Source organism: Ktedonospora formicarum (assembly GCF_016587355.1).
Taxonomy (GTDB): Bacteria; Chloroflexota; Ktedonobacteria; order Ktedonobacterales; family Ktedonobacteraceae; genus Ktedonobacter; species Ktedonobacter formicarum.
Genome location: NZ_BNJF01000002.1, coordinates 825,843 through 844,300, shown reverse-complemented (window position 1 = coordinate 844,300; position 18,458 = coordinate 825,843). Strand labels below are relative to the sequence as shown.

The following is an 18,458-nucleotide window of genomic DNA, read 5'->3' as shown; positions in this document are numbered from 1 at the left end:
CATAGAACCGCTTAAATACCCTTACATTATACCAGAGGACCACATTAAAAAAGAACCAGCGAGAATAGGAGAATTGGGTGAGATTGGTAGATCTATACGGAATTTTAATACGCTTGGATGGTTGTGTTAGATAAAGTTGATGACAGTCACTGACTCGAACCCAGTATCTATCAATAATGGTAGGGAGTGGGGATGGGCTGGAAAGTAAGTAGGGATAGTGGATGAAGTGCTGAAAAACGTTGTAGCTGGGGAGAGAACCTCGTCAGAGGTCCTTCCCCAGCCACATACGCTGAGCGCTGACACCGCTTGAACGGTGGTTAACTGTTGTAAACCGCGACCGTCACCGAGAGGGTGACGGTGTGGGTGCCCGCCTTGCCAGCGTCGAGTGCGTCGGTGCAGAGGGCCTTGGCGAGCCCGAGAATGCTGGTCGCGACGTCGGGCAGACCCGGCGTTGCGACTGTGACGTTCTCCAGGGTATCCGTGCGGGAGTTGCTCCACACGCCGACTGTGAACGTGGCCGCGAGGTCCATGCGTCGCCTGGGGGCGCCGGCGTTGGTCTGGAAGGCATCGTTCACCTGACCAGCGATGTTCTGCGCGACCTCCCCCGCGAGCCTGGCGAGCTGGTCGCCCTGGCAGAGGTCGATCGTGTCTCGCTGGTTGTGCCACTTCAGGGTGTTCGCGGCCGTGACCGGGCTCGGCAGACGAGAAGACATTGTATTTCCTCTCCGTTCTCTATTTGAGTAGAGAACTGATCAGTATCTTCGATCACAAGGATGCTGGGACGACAAAATGCGCCCGGATTTAACCTCTATCTGGTGTACAACAAAGCGCTCTCACTCATGGATACTACGCGCCTTCAGGAGCTTGGTATGCGCAATAATGGATGCGCGATGACCAATCTATCAACCGTAGGAACGCAGGTACATTCGTGTAGGCTTTAGGTCACGAGTATAACAGTTCAAGCGGGAACAAGCGAGGGGTAAATAGGGAAAGTTTTGTGGATTCTGCTGACATGACCATATCCTTTCGATCTTTGCTTCACTTACTCTGATGTATAGATGTTGAACTTGAGTTGGCATTGGGCCAGAGGTTCTCGATGTAGAGTTTGATGAGCGCGGCATGGGAGAGCGGTTTTTGCAGGTTGGTAACATCGGCGTTGGTCTCGTAATCGAGGAGAATAACGGTTTCGTTGGCGGACAACTGGCGGAGGGTTGCGATTTCAGCCTGGAGGTTATGCTCGATTACCCAGAGATAGGTAGGAAGGTAAATCGTGTAGCGAGCGTCAAGATAGCCAAGCAGGCGAGTGCCGTGGACGCCCTCGCGATGCCCGAGAACAGGACCATTGGCACGGACCGAGCGTTTAAGTCCTTTCATTGTAGTCACGCTGAATTTGCTTATATCGACATCGGCGCGCTCAAAGACCTTGAGGCCTTGCCAGATGCCCTCCACTGAGGCGCCGACGTAACCGGGCGAGAAAGGCACTGGGATCGCGCCATGCGGATAGAAAGGACTGACGCGAATCCAGGGTTCAACCCCACGCGATGTCACATCGAGAACGCGAGCCTGACCATAACGGCGAAGCAGGGTCGCGCTATTAAGGCGATGGCTTTCAACGATGAGTGGCATACATTCACCTCTCTATCTGTAGCCACTGAACTCGCGGCTTTTAGCATTAACAATCAAGGAATCTTGCCCAGGGTAAGGTTTGTCAGGTAGACCCAGAACAATGTGGTTCCCTGGCGAATTTTGGTATCGCCTTGTTCAAAAGCAATAGTTCCACAATTATTCTTATCAATGGTCGCGTAGAAGGTTTGATTCACGGCAATGAAGGCTACCTGATAGCGACGCCCTTTTTTGTGTTCGCAGATTGGATGTTCAGGCAGGTGTGGAAGCGCCAGAATGCTTCTGTAGAGCTGTTGTGTTTCAGCGGGCGTAGAGAGAACGATCTTTGGTGCTCGCTGTCCTTTATCCTGGGTCAGAGGAGTAATCTCTGTTTTCGTGAACATCATGGGATGCTCTACCGTGCGTCCGGCATCACTACCACAAGCAGTTAGCAGACAGGCCCCCAGAAAGAGAAGCAAGAGGACATAGTAGCGCATGCGTAACGATCTCCTTAGGGGTTATGAGAAGAGCGGTTTCTGGGACTGAATGGGGAAGCGAGCATACTTACCTTCTTCGACCTTGATTACAAGCGCGCTGGCTCTGGTTTCGGTCAGAGGGGCGAGATGCATGCCACGGAAGTCAGGCGCGACCAGCACGGCTCCAGCATCGCTCAGAGCGAGGGCACGTTCGGAATCGTCCTGAATACCAATGCAAGTAGCTCCTGCCGCGACTCCGGCGCGAATACCGCTTACGGCATCCTCAAAGACAAGGCAGGCATCGGCTGGTGTCTTGAGAAGTTGAGCACCAAGGAGATAGCTCTCGGGATCAGGCTTGCCGCGCGTAATGTTATCAACTGCCACAAGGGCGCTGAAGAGGTTGGTGATACCCATTCGTTGTAGAGCCAGATCGGAGCGCCAGCGCCTACCACTGGTGACCAGGGCCGTAGGAATGCCCTGGCGCTTGAAGGAGCGCAGGAGGTCGATCACGCCAGGCATAGGGCGATAGTGAATAGAGCGCTCGTACTCCATAATTTCATCATGAATAGCCGGGTGGCGGTTGGCTTCAATACTTGGAAAGAGCATGGCGAGGGTATGTGTTGAGGGGCAGCCATAAATATGGTGCTTAAAGTCTTCTTCGCTGAGGGTAACATCCTCTCGGGCAGCGAGCGCGAACCAGAAATCGCGTACGGACTGATTGGTATCAGCGACGACGCCATCCATGTCAAATAGAGCGGCCTGATAGTTTTTCATATAGTAATTAATATCTCCTCAAATGCCAGATCGCTATTCCCTTTATCTTCGCACGGTACAGCGATAAGCGCAAGTGTAGTAGTAAGTATGTGAGGAGCTTCAAAGGGTGATGACGTCCAAAAATTTGACGAGGTCTATCGCAAAATGGCATCTCTCCCGATTTGGGTTCGGGGAGTACACAGTGGGAGGGTCGTGAGAAAAACGCTTCCAGAGCGCTGATACTCGTCTATACTGCTAATAGATCGTTGTATGACTCTGTGGAGATAGAGCCGGAGACGCGGTTAAGCGTGCGTGTAGCGCTGGTTAAGGAGTAACCGCGAGGTAAGGGAGACATTACTATGCGAATGAAGGTGCTGGCTTGTTGCGCTTTCTTCATCAATACCTTTCTGACCGGAACCTATTACGCGGTCTCGAAGGGATCGTTGGGGCGCATGGATCCAATTGTATTCACATTCTTCGTTATGGTTGCGCTCTTGCCCCTGGCGCTCTGTATCATCATTTATTCCTGGCAAGGTATCACGCGAGAGGTTGTCAAGAGTGGCGTCCTGCTGGGTAGCTGTATTTGTATTGGTCTCTTTACACTCTCAGTAGCGCTGAAGTATAACACTGCGACTAGCACCGCCTTTTTCCCCTCTCTGAATGGCTTTCTGGCTGCCATATGCGTATGGATCTTTCTGCGTCAGCCGATTCGTAAAGCCACATGGTTCGCCGGGCTGGTCTCGGCATGTGGCGCTCTGCTGCTTATCCTCAATTCTCCACTAGGCGGACTACGGGGCGCGTTGATCGCCTTCATAGGCGGCCTCTTCTGTACCTTCTATGTTTTTCTGGCGGACCATGAGCAGCGCGGGAAGACGGCATATATGCCGCTCTTTGGCATCCAACTACTCACAATGTCGGTCTGGGGTTGCTTTATAGCCCTGCTCTTCGGTAACTGGCAGGATATCCATCCCGCGCTACCGGAGGACTTATGGAGTGTGCTCTATATAGCCTTTGGCACGACCTGTCTGCCTACGCTGATTACTGTACGGCTACAAAACTACATCTCGCCCGTTACGGTCTCCTTCATCTACATTCTGGAACCTGTGCTGGGCGGCATTTTCGCCAACTACTATCTGCATGAGGTCCTACCATTAGATGGTTACCTGGGAGGCGCATTGATTGTCGCTGGCGCTCTGATCCATACCTGGGGAACCGCTGAGCGACCGGCGAGCAGTGGTACGCAGGGGCCATCACTCTTCCGAGTACGCTTGATGCAGGCGTGGCGTGGGAGCGATGGCGGCCTGATTCTGCCAGTATTAGGGGTGGTCGCAGGCGTCTTCGTTCTACTACGTCTGGATGGTTTTCCCCCAGCGACGTGGAAGTTGGCTTTGCAACTGTGGCCGGAGGTATCTAGCATTGTAGCGCGCGGACATGGTTCAGCCCTGGCCCTGGTCATCGGGCAAGCCTTTTGTTGGCTCCTGGCCTGGATGGCAGTTGGGGGCCTGGCAATCATCAGTGTATCTCGCCTGGTGCGCCTGCTACGTATGCCGGGGCCTGCCAGTCGGGAGAAGGCGATAAGCGAACAGGATACATTGGAGGTACCCGCGATGCCTATATCCACAAAGCATTATGAGATTGAAGAAGTCTCCATGAAAGAGGCTCCCGCACCAGCCTACACGCTGGAAGCATGGGATGAGCGTTCGTTGCGTCAATTGGGTGCTGCCCCTTCCAATGTCTACTGGCGACCCAGAGCCCGCGAGCGTCTGCAACGATTAGAACAACGTCGCCAGGAGCGACGAATGGGCTCGGAGGTAGCCAACCGAGCGCGCCTACGTCGCCAGACGATAGATCTTTCAGCAAAGCGCGATGATGCCATGTTTGACGAAGATATCCCCGCCTATGATCGCCTGCGGGGTTGAGAAGAAACGAGGGATAGGATGAAACGCAGCGACACGGGTGAATTCTGTGTGCTCTATTTGGAGGCCGCAGATGACAGAACGGCGCTCACAACTGAGATGAGTGAGTTGCGTAAGCCAGCGGTTATTATGCTAGCGGAACAGGTACGGCTCTTCCAGCGGCCCGACGACTTTAGCACTTTAAAGCACCTGAAGCGGCGCCTGGACATTCCCGTGGTCTTCGTGATTCCACACAATGGGCACGCGGCTCAGTTAGCGGCTCGCTTCGGCTTTCCTGTCTATCTCTCGATGGACGCTCTGGCAAATGCTCTGGCGGCGGGCCAATTCTCGCGTCAGCGAAGTCAGAGTGGAATGGCCAACGCACAGAGGATCACGGCGCCACTTAGTCCAGCAGCCTCGCTGGCTTCGTTGTCCTCTTTGAAAAAGAACGCGATTAGCTCAGGGCCACTAGGTTCTATCAGCCAGCCATTACGTCGACCGAAGGAGCCTGAGCCCGTACTGGAGATGGCGCAAGGCATAATTGAAACACATGAGGAGTTGCCTCCACGTATGACACCGCCGCTCTCGCCACGTGATGTCAATCCACCTCAGCGCTCAGGAAATCTTCCTGCGCGGGAAAATCGGAAGCGAGAGACACGATCGCTGCGCGCAGAGCCCCTCGACGAGTCTCTAGAGGAGTTCGCCGAGCCTGAGCCGCTGATCCTTGAGCGTGGCGCGACCAGGAGAGGCAATCAGGCTCGGCATGCTATCAGCGATCCCGCTATGGAGCTGACGCGGCCACAGCAACTACGCCCAGAGCCAGTCGCGCCTCCCAGGAAACCGCAGACAGGTTTCGCCAAAGTAGTTGCGATCCTGGCGATCATCGCCCTCTCGGTTGCTGGCCTGGGCTACTTTTTAGTAAGCTATCATCAGTGGCCCACCACAACGGGCGAGCAGATTGTAGGACAGATCACCTACGCCAGCAGTAATCAGGTAAGCGATAATAACAACCAGGGCATTTCGGATCAGGTTATAGTAGACTTTCAGCACATCAATCCGCCCGAGGAGGGAGCTGCCCTCTATGCCTGGTTGCTTGGTGATAAGCAGAGCGAAGCGCGTCCGATAGCACTTGGGCGTTTGACTCTCAACAATGGCAAAGCCAGACTCTTCTATCCTGGGGACGCGAAACACACGAATATTCTGGCGTTCACAAGCCGTTTCCTGATTACAGAGGAGAGCTCTGCAGTGACGCCTGTAGCTCCCTCGCCGAATTATAGTCAGTGGCGCTATTATGGAGAAATCTCACAGGTCCCCCTGAAGTCGCCTGAAGGCGGAAAGCAATATAGCTACCTCGACCATCTACGGCACCTGTTGGCGAGCGATCCCACGCTTGACAAGCTCAATCTACCAGGAGGGCTTAACACCTGGTTCTACCGCAATTCTGGGAAGGTGTTGGAATGGACAACAAGCACACGCGACCTGTGGCAGCAGAACAACAATTTTACAAGTGTGCGCAGCCAGGCGATGCGTACTTTGGAATACCTGGATGGAGCGACCTTTGTGTCGCGTGACCTGCCCAAAGGAGCGCCTTTGCTAGTCAATGAGCGGCTGGCGCAGATAGGAATGGTTCAGGTGGATGGACCAAACCAGGAACCACCGTGCTACTTCAATCATGTTATGAAGCATGTCGATGGGCTCTTGCAGGCACCTGGCGCTCCTGGATCATTACGTAAGGATGCTACAGAGATATCTAACTCGCTCAATGCCATTAACGGCTGGCTGAATCAGATACGCACGGATGCTAAGAAGCTGGTTTCTATGAATGACAAACAGATCCGCCAACCTTCAACGCTCAATTTGTTGAACGATATGATCGCTAATGCCAACTATGCCTACACCGGACATACCGACCCAGCCACAGGCAGCAATATCCACGGCATAACCTGGATTCATGAGCATATGCAATCTATCGCGACCTTTAATGTCTCACCCTATCAGACCAGCCCGCAGTCGACACAAATGATCCAGGACTTGTGGCATACACAGGTGTGAGGATACAGCCTTGTGCGGAAACCTGCCCTCTACAGAGGGGTCTGGCGCTACTGTTGAGGCAGGCGCTGATAGGCTCAGGTGTTCGAGAGGCAAGGAGATGAGACGATGACGAGACGCGTCGTGGCGATAACGCTCTTACTGATCCTGGTCTTGCTCGGATTGACGGCAGGGGTCTTCATGGAAACCATTCAGCGTTCGCTGACCCTGCCGGACATGCAGGACATGTTTCGAGGTAACGTGGGCAAGACGCCGACTACCATGCCAACCATCGCGCCGACGGCGAAGCCAAAAACGACGCCAACTATAGCTGTGAATGCCCTGGCACGTGACAGTTTTCAACGCCAGGATCAGAGTCTATGGGGCACGGCTAGCGATGGCAATACCTGGATGGGAGATGCCAACGCGCGCGCGAACTTCTCGATCAATGGTCAGGAGGGTACTATCGCTAATGGCACTGGTGCCCTGAACGCCCTGCTTGGCCCGGCGAAGGGCAATATCGACCTGCTCATTCACGGCTCACTCAACCGCTTTAGTGGCAACAACAACCTTGGCTCAGTGTTGCGCTGGCAGAACATCAACAATTGGTATAAAGCCTACATCAATGGCACAAGCCTGATTATTATTCGACAGATTAACGGAGTACAGAGGCAATTAGTGAGTGTTCCCTTCGCCGCGCGGGGAGGGATAAGTTACGCGCTCCGCTTCCGTGTCTTTGGTGGTACACTTCTGGCCCGTGCCTGGGAAGCCAACACAGCCGAGCCTGCCAATTGGCTAGCGACAGCTAATGACGCCTCTCTTCAGCAAGGGCAGGCAGGAGTGCGCGTTTTGATGGATGCTGGCTCAATTATAAAGATTACGACCTTTGAAGCTACAGCAGCGACCGGAGTAGCGTAAGGGAGGAGAATTATGTTAGATGACTTGAGACAGGCGTATCAGAGCCGATTGGTGGTGCGGATGGTAGTGTATGGCTTGCTGCTCCTCTGCGCGGTGCTGCTATACATATTACCGGGTGGCTTTCCGCCGTGGGCGTGGCGTTTCCTGGCTTCGCTTCTCCCGCGCCTGGACGAACTTTGGCGTGTACAAGGGACGGCGATGTTGCTACCTTTGGCGGGACTCATCTTGCTCTCGCTCTCGCTTCTGATCCTCTGGCTAGTTCTGCTCATGGTAACGTTGCGCCTGACCTTCCATCGCTGGCGTGAGCATTATGAGCAAGAGCGCTTTGAGCGCGAGTTAGCCGAGGCAGACTTTGAATCAGAGCGCCTGGCGCGCGAGGTCATAAATGAGGAATACACCGAACCCGTTCCTACCAGACATAGGACTCCTCCCCAGGAACAGGCGATGTATGCAAGTGCAGAGGAGGAAGAGGAAGAGCGGTTTAGCCACATAGGGGAGAGAGTAGTGGCACGTGAGCGTGAACAGGCTCCAGCGATCTGGAATGGGTACAAGGTCGCGCAGAAGCCCTTCCCTGAGATTGCACGCAAAGTACCACAGGCTGACAGCCCCTTGTTGATACCAGCACGCCCGGTCGCGGCCCCACATGGAATGGAGGTGCCTCCCTGGCCTGGAATCGCTTATATGCCGCCAGTAGTGAGCCAGGGGGCATCCTCCCTTGCTCAGTCCCATACCTCATATGGCATGCGTGGCGCTACTACAGATGAGAATGAGCGTTTACAAGTCGCGCGCGAGACTCCTCCCGCCATGCGTGCGCATATCCCTGTTGAGGAGCCAAGACCGATTAAGCTGGCGAGGAACGCGGGAGCGCGAATTGGCAATGCTTCTATAGGGAGTTTCGCAAGAAGATGCGATGAAGAGCAGGGTGAGCGAGTTGACTGGCAATTTGATGAGAGCGAGAGTAATGATGATGAGTTTTTTGAGGAGGAGGAAGCTAATGAAGATGCTCTTGATCAAGAGTTTGGCATTGAGGAGTATGAAACACGCCCCGTTGTAGTGGTAGAAGGTGAAGACGAAGAGGTGGTCAGCAATGGAGGGAGCCGTGAGCTACGCCTGCGCTTAAATGTAGGGATGGGCCTTGACCCTGGAATAGTGCGCAAAGATGATCCCAACGAAGACAACATCTTCGCTATGCAAGGTATTCGACCAGGGGCGGAAGGACCAGAACCAATTGGCCTCTTTGTCGTCGCCGATGGCATGGGTGGGCATGCAGATGGGCAAGAGGCAAGCCGACTGGCGATCCAGACCATCGGCAACGTTGTATCACCAACACTGTTGCGCGAGGCCGAGCTAGAAGAAGATTTTGGAGCCATCATCAAGGATGCCGCGCACCGGGCCAATCTTGCTCTTTACCAGCGTAATCGGCAACAAGAACATATGATGGGTACGACCCTGACGGCAGCGCTAGTCGTGGGGACCAGTGCCTACGTCGTCAACGTAGGTGATAGTCGAACGTATCGTTACCGTGCCTCCGAGGGGTTGACACAGATAACACGTGACCACTCAGTTGTAGCACGCTTGGTCGAGAATGGAATTATCGAGCCGGAAGATGTCTACACGCATCCTAAACGCAACCAGATATATCGTTGCCTTGGTGAGCATGCTACTGTTGAGCTTGATTACTTCAAGGTCGAGCTTCAAGAGCGAGATGTCCTGGTACTCTGCTCTGATGGTTTGTGGGAGATGGTGCGCGACCCGGAGATCGAACAAATCATTGCAGAAGCCAGTACACAGGCAAGCGAGATCAGCTCGCAAATGGTCCAGGCCGCGCTCAGTCATGGCGGAGCCGACAACATTAGCGTCGTCGTCTCCTGTCTACTTCCAAAGGGTGCGTAGGGCAAGAGCTGCTATTGAGGGGATGATCACTTGGCGCGATCGGTGAAGACTTTACGGGCGACACCGATTCCATTGAGAGCGGCAGGGAAGCCTGCGTACACAGCCATTTGGGTGATGGTCTCCACAATCTCTTCATTTGTCACGCCAACATTGAGAGCTGCATTGATATGTACTCCGAGCTGGGGCTGGGCCGTGCCTAACGCGGTACACATAGCGATGGTTGTGAGCTCCGTAAGTTTCGTGTCAAGTGTTGGACGACCGATTACATCGCCATAAGCAAATTCAACAACGAAGCGCCCGAGGTCAGGAGCAATATCTTTGAGGCTTTCAATAACAGCAGCACCAGAGCCATGGCTTGTCTGATCAAGCGCCTGCATACCGTGCTCATAGCGCGACAATTCCTCATCGTGAGCTACCTCGCTCGCTGCTGGCATCATGCCTTGCTGGATGAAGACTTCACGTGCACCTGTAATGCCATTGAGAGCGGCGGGGAAGCCCGCGTAAACCGCTGCTATGAGCATTACCTCAACGATCTCCTGAGCACTCCAACCAACATTGAGTGCTCCCAGAACATGATAACGGAGCTGGGGTGCGGCTGTTCCCATAGCAGCCAGGGCTGCGACGGTGCAGAGTTGGCGCGTCTTCAAATCTAGACCTGGGCGGCTGATAACATCGCCGTAGGCAAAATCGACCGTGAAGCGCCCGAGAGCTGGTGCTATATCGTCAAGCGCGCGGATTGGCACATCATAATTCTCTCCCCCAACCTGGCGCAGTAAGTCTACACCACGCTCAAAGCGGTCAGTGGCGCTTGCCTTTAATCCATCTTTGTCTTTTGAACTCATGCTATGTGTCTTTCTAGTTTAGATGATTATGCTTTTAGAATATCACACAGCGATTGGAGGGTTTATTGAGAAGGCCTCCGTGAAGTTTGCTTTGGCGCTAGGTATTTGCTTTCTCATGTTGTTTCTATAGGCAGCATAGCATGCAAACACAGTGTGATAGAGGGTTTGCAGATTCGCAGATACTTCTACAATAAAGAGAATTATGATATGATGGGCTACATTGATGAGCGTTTATGAGAGCCGCGAATGAAAAGCGTAGGTAAGGGGATTCGTATGGATTACGGGACAAGCCTGCTGCGTAAGCGTATTCGTATGGGTCTGGGTCTGGCAACCTTTGGCACGATGATCGTCGCCGATATTCTCTTCTTTGTGGGCCTGAGCAACCCATTGGTAACCCCCTGGATTACCATCTCTATCTTCGCGTTTGGCTTTGTGGGCCTGGCGACTCTGCTAGAATATCTCTTCGTCCATGCTCAACGCGCCATAGTCAATCGGCGTGGTTTGACATGGTTGATACGACCCGCTATGCTGGCTTTTGTACTGGCGGCGTGCGCGTATCTGCTGTTGGTAAGTGGTTATCTCCTCGGTATTTTCTCGGCCTTTAGCCATCCTCTGGTAATGCCTGTATTGACTGCCGCCTTTATTCTCATGGCATGTGTCGCCGCATATCTTATCCTCAGTTTCTGTCAATGGGCATACCGTAAGCTTGTAGCGGAGGGCTGATAACCAGGGTGACGGATTGTAAAATCGTCCAGGGTTGACCTATGCTCAAAGTCAGCCATACTAGAGATTTCGCGGTCAATTGGTGAAATAGGAAGTCCTCGCATCAAATCGAGTTATGAAAGTGGTGCAAGGCTTGGATGCGCCTGCCACCATACCCCCTTATGTTATAATGTGATGCGGTATCTTACAGTGAGCGTGGATTGTGGGTTCATAGACCTCGTATGTTTTTTGGACGCCCGTCCAAAATGAAAATGCATCAGCCGACAAACGACCTTGAATCATGGCGCGCGCTTCCGCTGAAAAAGGGGCTATTAGGGCGTCCCCTCATGGTACTTTTAGGAAGAGATAGATAGCGTGGACGTGAGCGTTCGCGTTGGTAATACCTACAGGTGTACGAGTGTTGAGTCTCCAACTCTTGCACAACATCCGTCCAGGTTTCCACAGAGCCATTGGCATGCTGTAGGTATTCCCTCTATTCCTTAATAGGCATTATTTTATGTACATTGAAGCAATTGTGAGTTAAGGAGATTTGGTGCGATGGAGAATGAGCAGCAGCGCGTCCCTGGACGATATGGCTTTGAAGAGATTGAAGAGAATCGCCTGGAGCCCTGGCCTAATCCACATCCTGAGAGCAACTACGTTGTCCATTTTGAGATTCCAGAATTTACATGTCTCTGTCCGCGTTCGGGCTTTCCCGACTTCGCGACCATCGTGATTGACTATGTGCCTGGTCCTTCGGTGGTTGAATTGAAAAGCTTGAAACTATATATCAATAGTTATCGTAACCGGCAGATCAGTCATGAGTCGTCAATCAATGTGATTCTCAACGACCTGGTAACACTGCTTTCGCCGCGCTGGATGCGCGTTGTGGGTGACTTCACGGTGCGCGGCAATATTAAGACCATTGTCTTCACCGAACATGTTGAGCCAGGATATGAGGGCCAGCGCCCCGAATACCGGCGTTATCAGCAGTCTCTCTAGTTCCTATCCGAAGAGCAGTAGAGTAGACTATTCTCTGAAATGGAGTATATGTACATGACTACAAAGCGGCGCGGGGAGCGCGCGGTCCTCATTGTGAGCGGCGGCATGGATAGCTGCGTGCTATCCCACTATTATGCGGCGGCAGGCTTTGATCTGCACCTCATCTCCTTCAACTATGGGCAGAAGCACGTCAAAGAGCTCACATATGCCGAGCGCTATATAAGCGCGCTGCGTGAGCGCTATAGCGAATTGGATATCCAGCACCAGGTCGTGGCTCTGCCAATCGCGCATCTCTCGCCCAACTCCAGTTCGGCGCTCCTCAATTCTGAGCAGCATATGCCGCATGGACATTATACCGATGATAGCATGAAGGCTACCGTTGTGCCGTACCGCAATCCAAATATGTTGCTCCAGGCGGCGACTGTGGCCTGGAACGAGAACGCGCGCGTCGTAGCCTATGCCGCTCACTATGGCGATTACTCACAGTATCCTGATTGTCGCCAGGATTTCGTGGATGCCTTCAACACCATGCTTGCCCGCGCGATGGACTCAGATCAAGTCACGGTAGAGGTGCCTTTTATGCGCTTCTCAAAGGCACAGATTGCGCGCCTGGGAGACAGCCTGGGTGTTCGGTTTGAATTGACGTGGAGCTGCTACGAGGGCGGTAACGAAGGTTACGGTGACAAGCATTGCGGGCATTGTGGTACCTGTGTTGAGCGCTACGAAGCTTTCAGACACGCGGGGGTTGAAGATCCTACTGAGTATGCCAACGATCCTGAGCAGTTTCTCCATATTCCGGGCAAGCGCGCTTAGAAGATGAAGCAACGCGATGAGAGGAATGTGGAGTCTGTCGTCTCCAGCGTTCCCGAACGCAGATCGAGAAGGAGAACATGAATGCCAAGGTATGCGCTTGTGAATCGCGAGTTCTCATTTGAGGCCTCGCATCATCTGCCCAATCATCGAGGGAAGTGTCGGCGCCCACATGGACACTCGTATCGCCTGGAAGTAACATTGCGGGGACCTATTATTGAGGCACCCGGCGAATCCAGTGATGGTATGGTGATGGACTTTGAGGATCTCAAGGATATCGTCAATCGCTGCATCATTGATAACCTTTCGGACGCGGTTCCACGTGGCCCTGGAGCCGGACCAATCGAGAAGGGTGGGATGGACCATAACGACCTCAACGCTCTGACTGGCATCCGCACGACTGCCGAGAATCTTGTCCACTGGATCTGGGACGCGCTGGTCAGTGGAGGTCTCCACGAAGAGCTACTCTATCGCGTGCGCCTCTGGGAGACAGCGAAGGGGTATGCCGAGATCACGCGCGCGGAGCGCGGATTGGAGTAGGCGTATATGAGCATAATAAGCGAAACCAACCGCTCTGAGCGGGTTTCCCTGCCCCAGGCACCTAAGAAGATTGCTATCTCTGAATGTTTTGGACCGACCATTCAGGGAGAGGGAGCATTGATTGGAAGGCCAACCGTCTTCGTGCGCACAGGTGGCTGTGATTATCGCTGCCAGCGCTGTGACACGCTCTATGCCGTCCTTCCTGAGCACCGTGAGGAGTGGAAACCGATGACGGCGCAGGAAGTTCTCAATGAGGTGAGACAGCTCTCGCAAGATCGACCCATTCTGGTGACGCTCTCTGGCGGTAATCCCGCTATGCAGCCCTTGGAGGAGTTGCTTGACCTGGGCCATGCCGAAGGCTATACCTTCGCTATCGAGACACAGGGGAGTATCGCGCAGCCCTGGTTCGCCAAGCTGGATTATCTCACCCTTTCGCCTAAGGCACCAGGCATGCGCAATCCGCATCCTACCAACTGGGAGCGCCTGGAGCGCTGTATTCAGTATGCACGCCAGAGTAAGGATGGCAAAACGCCGAACATCTGCCTGAAGATTGTCATCTTTGATGAGGAGGACTATCAGTACGCGCACGGGGTCGCGGACCGCTATCCAGAGATCCCTCTTTACCTGCAAGCAGGCAACCATACACCACCGCATCTGGCAGATAGCATTGATATTCAAGGTATCCTGGGGCGTATGGACTGGTTGATCCAGCGCGTGGTTGATGACCAATGGTTCGAGGTTACTATCTTGCCGCAGTTACATACACTGTTATGGGGGAATAAACGCGGCGTCTAAACACATATTCCTTATGCGAAACCTGAGTGCGTTTTTCTTGCTACGAACATCAACCCTCATTCGAGGGCACGGCGCTGCCTTTGCGGCAATTAGCGCTCCACACTCAGATGGTCGCGTAGGGAGTGCGTACGAGGCGCGATAGCGACGTTGGTTTTCGCATAAGATCTTAGCCTTCAGGTTTGGGGCCAGAAGCGTAAGCTAAGTGAGAACCTGGAACCACAAAATGTGATTTGCACAAGGAACAAAGCGAGGGACAACTATGACAATCCAGAGGGACAAAGTGCGACAGAATGGCTTAAATGGTGCCGATGAACCCCATCCAATAGGGACTCTACCCTTCTCCATTGGGCGCGAGGTTGATTACCCACAACTGCTCAAGCTAGGGCGCGAACTGCTCGTCGCCATCGGCGAGGACCCGGACCGCGAAGGCTTACGCGATACGCCGAGACGTTGGGCTGATTCCTGGCGTGAGTTCGTCGAATATGACCCTGGCATTACTGATACCTGCTTCTCGTCAGCTGAGACAGATCAAATGGTCTGTGTCTCAGGAATGCGAGTTTTTAGCATGTGTGAGCACCATCTGATGCCTTTCTGGTGCGATGTCGCCATTGGATATATCGCGGGTGAGCATGTGTTGGGCCTCTCTAAGTTCGCGCGGATCGCGCATCAGTTCGCGCATCAGTTGCAAATTCAGGAGCGCTTGGGGCAGCAGATCGCTGATGAGATTACGCGCATAACGGGGACACCTGATGTTGCAGTCGTTCTAAAAGGCGAGCATATGTGTATGACCGCCCGCGGAATCCGCACGCCCGGCAAGATGACTTCCTCTGTCATGCGCGGCGTCTTCCGCACCGAAAACGAGGCTCGCATGGAGTTTCTTCGCCTGATTGAGTAGACTATCGAGATGATAATGCAGATTGACGTAAGAGGTAATCAGATTAAGAACACCTGAGGTCTGAAAACAGGAGCAGATATCCACCACAATATATAGGCGCAGCGCTTTGGCCTGCGCCATCTTAATGCTCAAAATACATGTTATGCGCTAAAAATGATATCATGAAAAACCAATACCACTAGTCATAGCTAGCATTTATTCGCTCAGGCGTTCGGATAAAGAGTAGCTCCTAAAATCATGAAGGTTCGGCGTAAATAAACTATACTGGCTGGTGTGTAAAAGATCATAGATCCGGCATTATTATTATGAGAAGGAGAGAAGACTTGTGAAGGGTAGCAAGAGTCTCGACGCACCGGTCCCAGCTTTTTTGGAAGTGCCACCGGGGCGGCGCTATGTACGTTCATTTCTCTTTTCGCGGCGTATTGATGCTCCGTTTGCCCAGTTACACCTGCTGATTCGCTTTGTGTTGGTGGCCTGTATCTCCATTGTTCAGCTTCGCTCAATAGATGTCGCACATCCCGATCCACTTGGTGCTGCCCTACTGAGCCTGCTGGCACTAGGACTATTTCTGGGTAGCGGGATGCATGCGCGCGTGGCTCAAGTGTATATCTTGTTGACTATCCCCACCCTGATTAGCCTTTTCTCAACCTGGATTATTTTTAATGCTGTCCCTGGGCGTGTTATCCTGTTACAAACGCAGGTTTACGCGGGGCATATTGATCTGGGGCTCTCGGTCTGGTTGGGCCTCTGGTTGGTTCTGGTGCTGGGTTACTTCTTATGGACGCGTAAGCTATTGCTCGGCATCGTGCTTGCTACGCTAGTAGCCTTTGTTGGTTCGCGCCTCTGGACGCTACCGGGCTGGACCCTGGCCCAACTCCCCTTCTTTCATCCCTTGACGCTAGTTGTTAGTGATCGCGGATTGTATATCGCGATCACCAAGGTCATTGGCTATTCGGGCCTCATATTCTCCACAGTTGCCCTTGTTGTCTCCAGTCGCGACGCCGAATTGATTGGCGCGTTCCGTCAATTGCGTGTACCACAGCCAGTTATCTTCTTTATCAGCACTGTCTTTCGAGCTCTGGATCTTGCTCTGGTGGACTACCAGACCATTCACCAGGCACAGGTTGCGCGGGCTGTAAACTCGCGTCCACGCGACTTTATCCGCCAGTTGCGCGATCTGGCAAGCATCTCGGTTCCCTTGATCGCGGTCATGATTCGCCGTTCAGGTGAGATGGGTGATGCTCTGATGGCGCGTGGCTACAGAGTGAGTCAGGGGAGCGCGGACTTCTATGAGACGCAGGCGTGGCGTTGGTGGGATTGGGCTGCGCTCATCTTCTGTGTGGTGCTGCTCTACCTTTCTTTTGGTCCACACGTCAATCTAACGGACCTGCTCTGATGGATTGTGGCTCGGCGCAGACTGAAGTTCTGCGTCTCCATATGGAGGGTTCAGGCCTTCAGAGTTTTGTTGTAGGGTTTCGAGTGGTGAAGATCTTATGCTAAACCCTATGGCGTTTAGCGCGGAAGTGCTTATGAAAGTGAGAAAGGCGATATGATCAGTGCGCTCTCTATCTCTGGCTTGTGGTGGCGCTATCCGCATTATGGCGAGAAGGCACATCCGTGGACGTTGCGGGATATCACATTGCAAATTCAGCCAGGGGAATGTTTTGGCATTACAGGTCCAAGTGGCGCGGGGAAAACAACCCTTTGCCGCCTCTTGATGGGCATCCTACCCTATAGCGCTCGCCTGAGTAGTGAGCAGTTGCGTGCTTATTTTCGTGGCACCCTTCAACTGCTAGGAGAGCCAATTACAGAGCAAACTACCAGTAGCCACAAAGTTGGCATGATTATGCAGGACCCGGAGAACCAGTTTCTCCGCATGAGCCTGCTACATGAACTGGGCATTGGCTTGCAGATTCAGGGTGTGCCGAATGACGAAATTGTTGAGCGGGCACGCGCGGCCCTTTCCTGGGTTGGATTGGAGCACCTCTGGCATGGCGCTATTTATACACATCCGGCGGACTTATCGGGAGGTCAGAAGCAGCGCGTAGCCATCGCAGCCTTTCTCGCCATGCGCCCCCAAGTCCTTATCCTGGACGAGCCTACAAGTGACCTTGATCCAGTTGGCAAGCGCGAGGTTATTGAGACCATTGCCCGTCTGAGGCATGATTACCAGATTACAGTCATCCTGGTAGAGCAAGACCCTGAAATTCTGAGTGCCTTCTGTGATCGGATTGCCCTGTTACACGAAGGGAGAGTGGAACTGGTTGCCCCGCCTACCGAGTTCTACTCGTATAGGGATGTTTTGGAGCAGTGTGGTGCTTCCGTTGGCGAGCTTACGCGCCTCTCCTGGCAGAGTGGTCGCACCATCGAAGGACATTTGCCTCTCACGCTTGATGAAGCTGAGGAGGTATATACCCCGCTGCTGACAGCTTCCAGCGAGCTTTCCACACCAGTACTGAGAGCGCCTGAAGAGCCAGTTGTCAGCGCGAAGGGTGTTGAGTATCGTTATGGAGATGGTACGCTGGCTCTTAAGGGGATTGATATGAGCTTAAGGCGCGGAGAAATGCTGGCGCTATTAGGTCCCAACGGCAGCGGGAAGACCACCTTCGCGAAGATATTGGCAGGCATTTACCGCACCAGCGGAGGGCGAGTGGAGGTATTAGGAAAGGATCTAGCGCGGAGGCGAGCGCGAAGTGAACTTCCGGCACACGTTGGCTATGTTTTCCAGAATCCCGACCATCAACTATTCTGTCGCACAGTGAGCGACGAAATCGAATATGGCCTGAAGAACGTGGGGATGCCAGGGGGCCAGCGTCGGGAAGTTGTCAAGGACACGTTGGAAGCTGTCGACCTCGCGCAGTATGCCGATGAAGATCCCCTCTTCCTCAGCAAGGGACAGCGCCAACGCCTGGCGGTCGCCGCTGTGCTGGCAATGGGACCTGAGATCCTTATTGTTGATGAACCAACTACCGGGCAGGATTTCCGCTCGGTCAGTAGCATCATGCGTTTGCTTCGCACGCTTCAGGAGCAGGGTAAGACCATTCTTGTCATCACGCATGATATGACATTGGTCGCCGAATATTGCCAACGAGCAATTGCCTTCCGCGACGGACAGGTAGTGTTTAACGGTACACCTGGAGAATTATTTAGCGAAGAAAGGGCTTTAAAGGCAACGGGTTTGCGTGCGCCTGCCAGCGCGGCACTCTCTATCCGCCTGCGCCAGCGAAATCCATACCTTCCTCGCCTCATCACAGTAGACCAATGGCGCGAGGCGCTACGTTGTAGCGACCCCGCGCTTTAAACCGGA

17 protein-coding genes are annotated in these 18,458 nt (G+C 53.5%); 12 read left to right on the top strand and 5 right to left on the bottom strand.

Features of this window, described 5'->3' with window-relative positions:
- Window positions 1-317: 317 nt before the first annotated feature.
- The 4 genes from K3T82_RS22570 to K3T82_RS22555 form a co-directional block, all read right to left on the bottom strand.
- Window positions 318-713, bottom strand: a complete 396-nt coding sequence (locus K3T82_RS22570; protein WP_220195809.1) for a hypothetical protein — start codon at window positions 711-713, stop codon at window positions 318-320.
- Window positions 714-1,038: 325 nt separating this feature from the next.
- The gene (locus tag K3T82_RS22565) at window positions 1,039-1,626 is read right to left on the bottom strand and encodes a DUF6939 family protein (RefSeq protein WP_220195808.1); all 588 of its coding nucleotides are present in this window, start codon (window positions 1,624-1,626) and stop codon (window positions 1,039-1,041) included.
- A gap of 53 nt (window positions 1,627-1,679) precedes the next feature.
- Window positions 1,680-2,099 (bottom strand): hypothetical protein, encoded by a 420-nt coding sequence (locus K3T82_RS22560; RefSeq protein ID WP_220195807.1) that lies wholly within the window; start codon window positions 2,097-2,099, stop codon window positions 1,680-1,682.
- 21 nt (window positions 2,100-2,120) lie between these two features.
- Complete coding sequence (locus tag K3T82_RS22555; RefSeq protein ID WP_220195806.1) at window positions 2,121-2,852, bottom strand: HAD family hydrolase; 732 nt, start codon at window positions 2,850-2,852, stop codon at window positions 2,121-2,123.
- Between the two features lie 338 nt (window positions 2,853-3,190).
- Here K3T82_RS22555 and K3T82_RS22550 point away from each other — a divergent pair, with 338 nt between their 5' ends.
- From K3T82_RS22550 to K3T82_RS22535, 4 genes are all read left to right on the top strand, one after another.
- Window positions 3,191-4,750: a DMT family transporter gene (locus K3T82_RS22550; RefSeq protein WP_220195805.1), complete on the top strand. Its 1,560-nt coding sequence runs from the start codon at window positions 3,191-3,193 to the stop codon at window positions 4,748-4,750.
- An 18-nt stretch (window positions 4,751-4,768) separates the two neighbouring features.
- Window positions 4,769-6,778, top strand: coding sequence for a hypothetical protein (locus K3T82_RS22545; RefSeq protein WP_220195804.1), 2,010 nt, complete (start codon window positions 4,769-4,771; stop codon window positions 6,776-6,778).
- Between the two features lie 105 nt (window positions 6,779-6,883).
- Window positions 6,884-7,672, top strand: a complete 789-nt coding sequence (locus K3T82_RS22540; protein WP_220195803.1) for a hypothetical protein — start codon at window positions 6,884-6,886, stop codon at window positions 7,670-7,672.
- Window positions 7,673-7,684: 12 nt separating this feature from the next.
- Window positions 7,685-9,565 carry a PP2C family protein-serine/threonine phosphatase gene (locus tag K3T82_RS22535; RefSeq protein ID WP_220195802.1) on the top strand — a complete coding sequence of 627 codons (1,881 nt, stop codon included), beginning with the start codon at window positions 7,685-7,687 and terminating at the stop codon, window positions 9,563-9,565.
- 26 nt (window positions 9,566-9,591) lie between these two features.
- Here K3T82_RS22535 and K3T82_RS22530 read toward each other — a convergent pair whose 3' ends face one another.
- Window positions 9,592-10,407: a carboxymuconolactone decarboxylase family protein gene (locus K3T82_RS22530; protein ID WP_220195801.1), complete on the bottom strand. Its 816-nt coding sequence runs from the start codon at window positions 10,405-10,407 to the stop codon at window positions 9,592-9,594.
- Window positions 10,408-10,680: 273 nt separating this feature from the next.
- Between K3T82_RS22530 and K3T82_RS22525 the strand changes: the two genes are divergently transcribed.
- The 8 genes from K3T82_RS22525 (at window position 10,681) to K3T82_RS22490 (ending at window position 18,452) form a co-directional block, all read left to right on the top strand.
- Window positions 10,681-11,130, top strand: a complete 450-nt coding sequence (locus K3T82_RS22525; protein ID WP_220195800.1) for a hypothetical protein — start codon at window positions 10,681-10,683, stop codon at window positions 11,128-11,130.
- A 537-nt stretch (window positions 11,131-11,667) separates the two neighbouring features.
- Window positions 11,668-12,111: a preQ(1) synthase gene (gene queF / locus K3T82_RS22520; protein WP_220195799.1), complete on the top strand. Its 444-nt coding sequence runs from the start codon at window positions 11,668-11,670 to the stop codon at window positions 12,109-12,111.
- Window positions 12,112-12,165: 54 nt separating this feature from the next.
- The gene (queC, locus tag K3T82_RS22515) at window positions 12,166-12,924 is read left to right on the top strand and encodes a 7-cyano-7-deazaguanine synthase QueC (RefSeq protein WP_220195798.1); all 759 of its coding nucleotides are present in this window, start codon (window positions 12,166-12,168) and stop codon (window positions 12,922-12,924) included.
- Window positions 12,925-13,005: 81 nt separating this feature from the next.
- A complete protein-coding gene (locus K3T82_RS22510; RefSeq protein ID WP_220195797.1) occupies window positions 13,006-13,461 on the top strand; it encodes a 6-pyruvoyl trahydropterin synthase family protein in 456 nt (151 codons plus the stop codon).
- 6 nt (window positions 13,462-13,467) lie between these two features.
- Entirely contained in the window at window positions 13,468-14,256 is a 789-nt protein-coding gene (queE, locus tag K3T82_RS22505; protein WP_220195796.1) for a 7-carboxy-7-deazaguanine synthase QueE, read from the top strand.
- A 259-nt stretch (window positions 14,257-14,515) separates the two neighbouring features.
- On the top strand, window positions 14,516-15,151 hold the full coding sequence (gene folE / locus K3T82_RS22500; protein ID WP_220195795.1) for a GTP cyclohydrolase I: 636 nt from the start codon (window positions 14,516-14,518) through the stop codon (window positions 15,149-15,151).
- A 325-nt stretch (window positions 15,152-15,476) separates the two neighbouring features.
- Window positions 15,477-16,547 carry an energy-coupling factor transporter transmembrane component T family protein gene (locus tag K3T82_RS22495; protein ID WP_220195794.1) on the top strand — a complete coding sequence of 357 codons (1,071 nt, stop codon included), beginning with the start codon at window positions 15,477-15,479 and terminating at the stop codon, window positions 16,545-16,547.
- Between the two features lie 153 nt (window positions 16,548-16,700).
- The gene (locus K3T82_RS22490; RefSeq protein ID WP_220195793.1) at window positions 16,701-18,452 is read left to right on the top strand and encodes an ABC transporter ATP-binding protein; all 1,752 of its coding nucleotides are present in this window, start codon (window positions 16,701-16,703) and stop codon (window positions 18,450-18,452) included.
- Window positions 18,453-18,458: the final 6 nt, after the last annotated feature.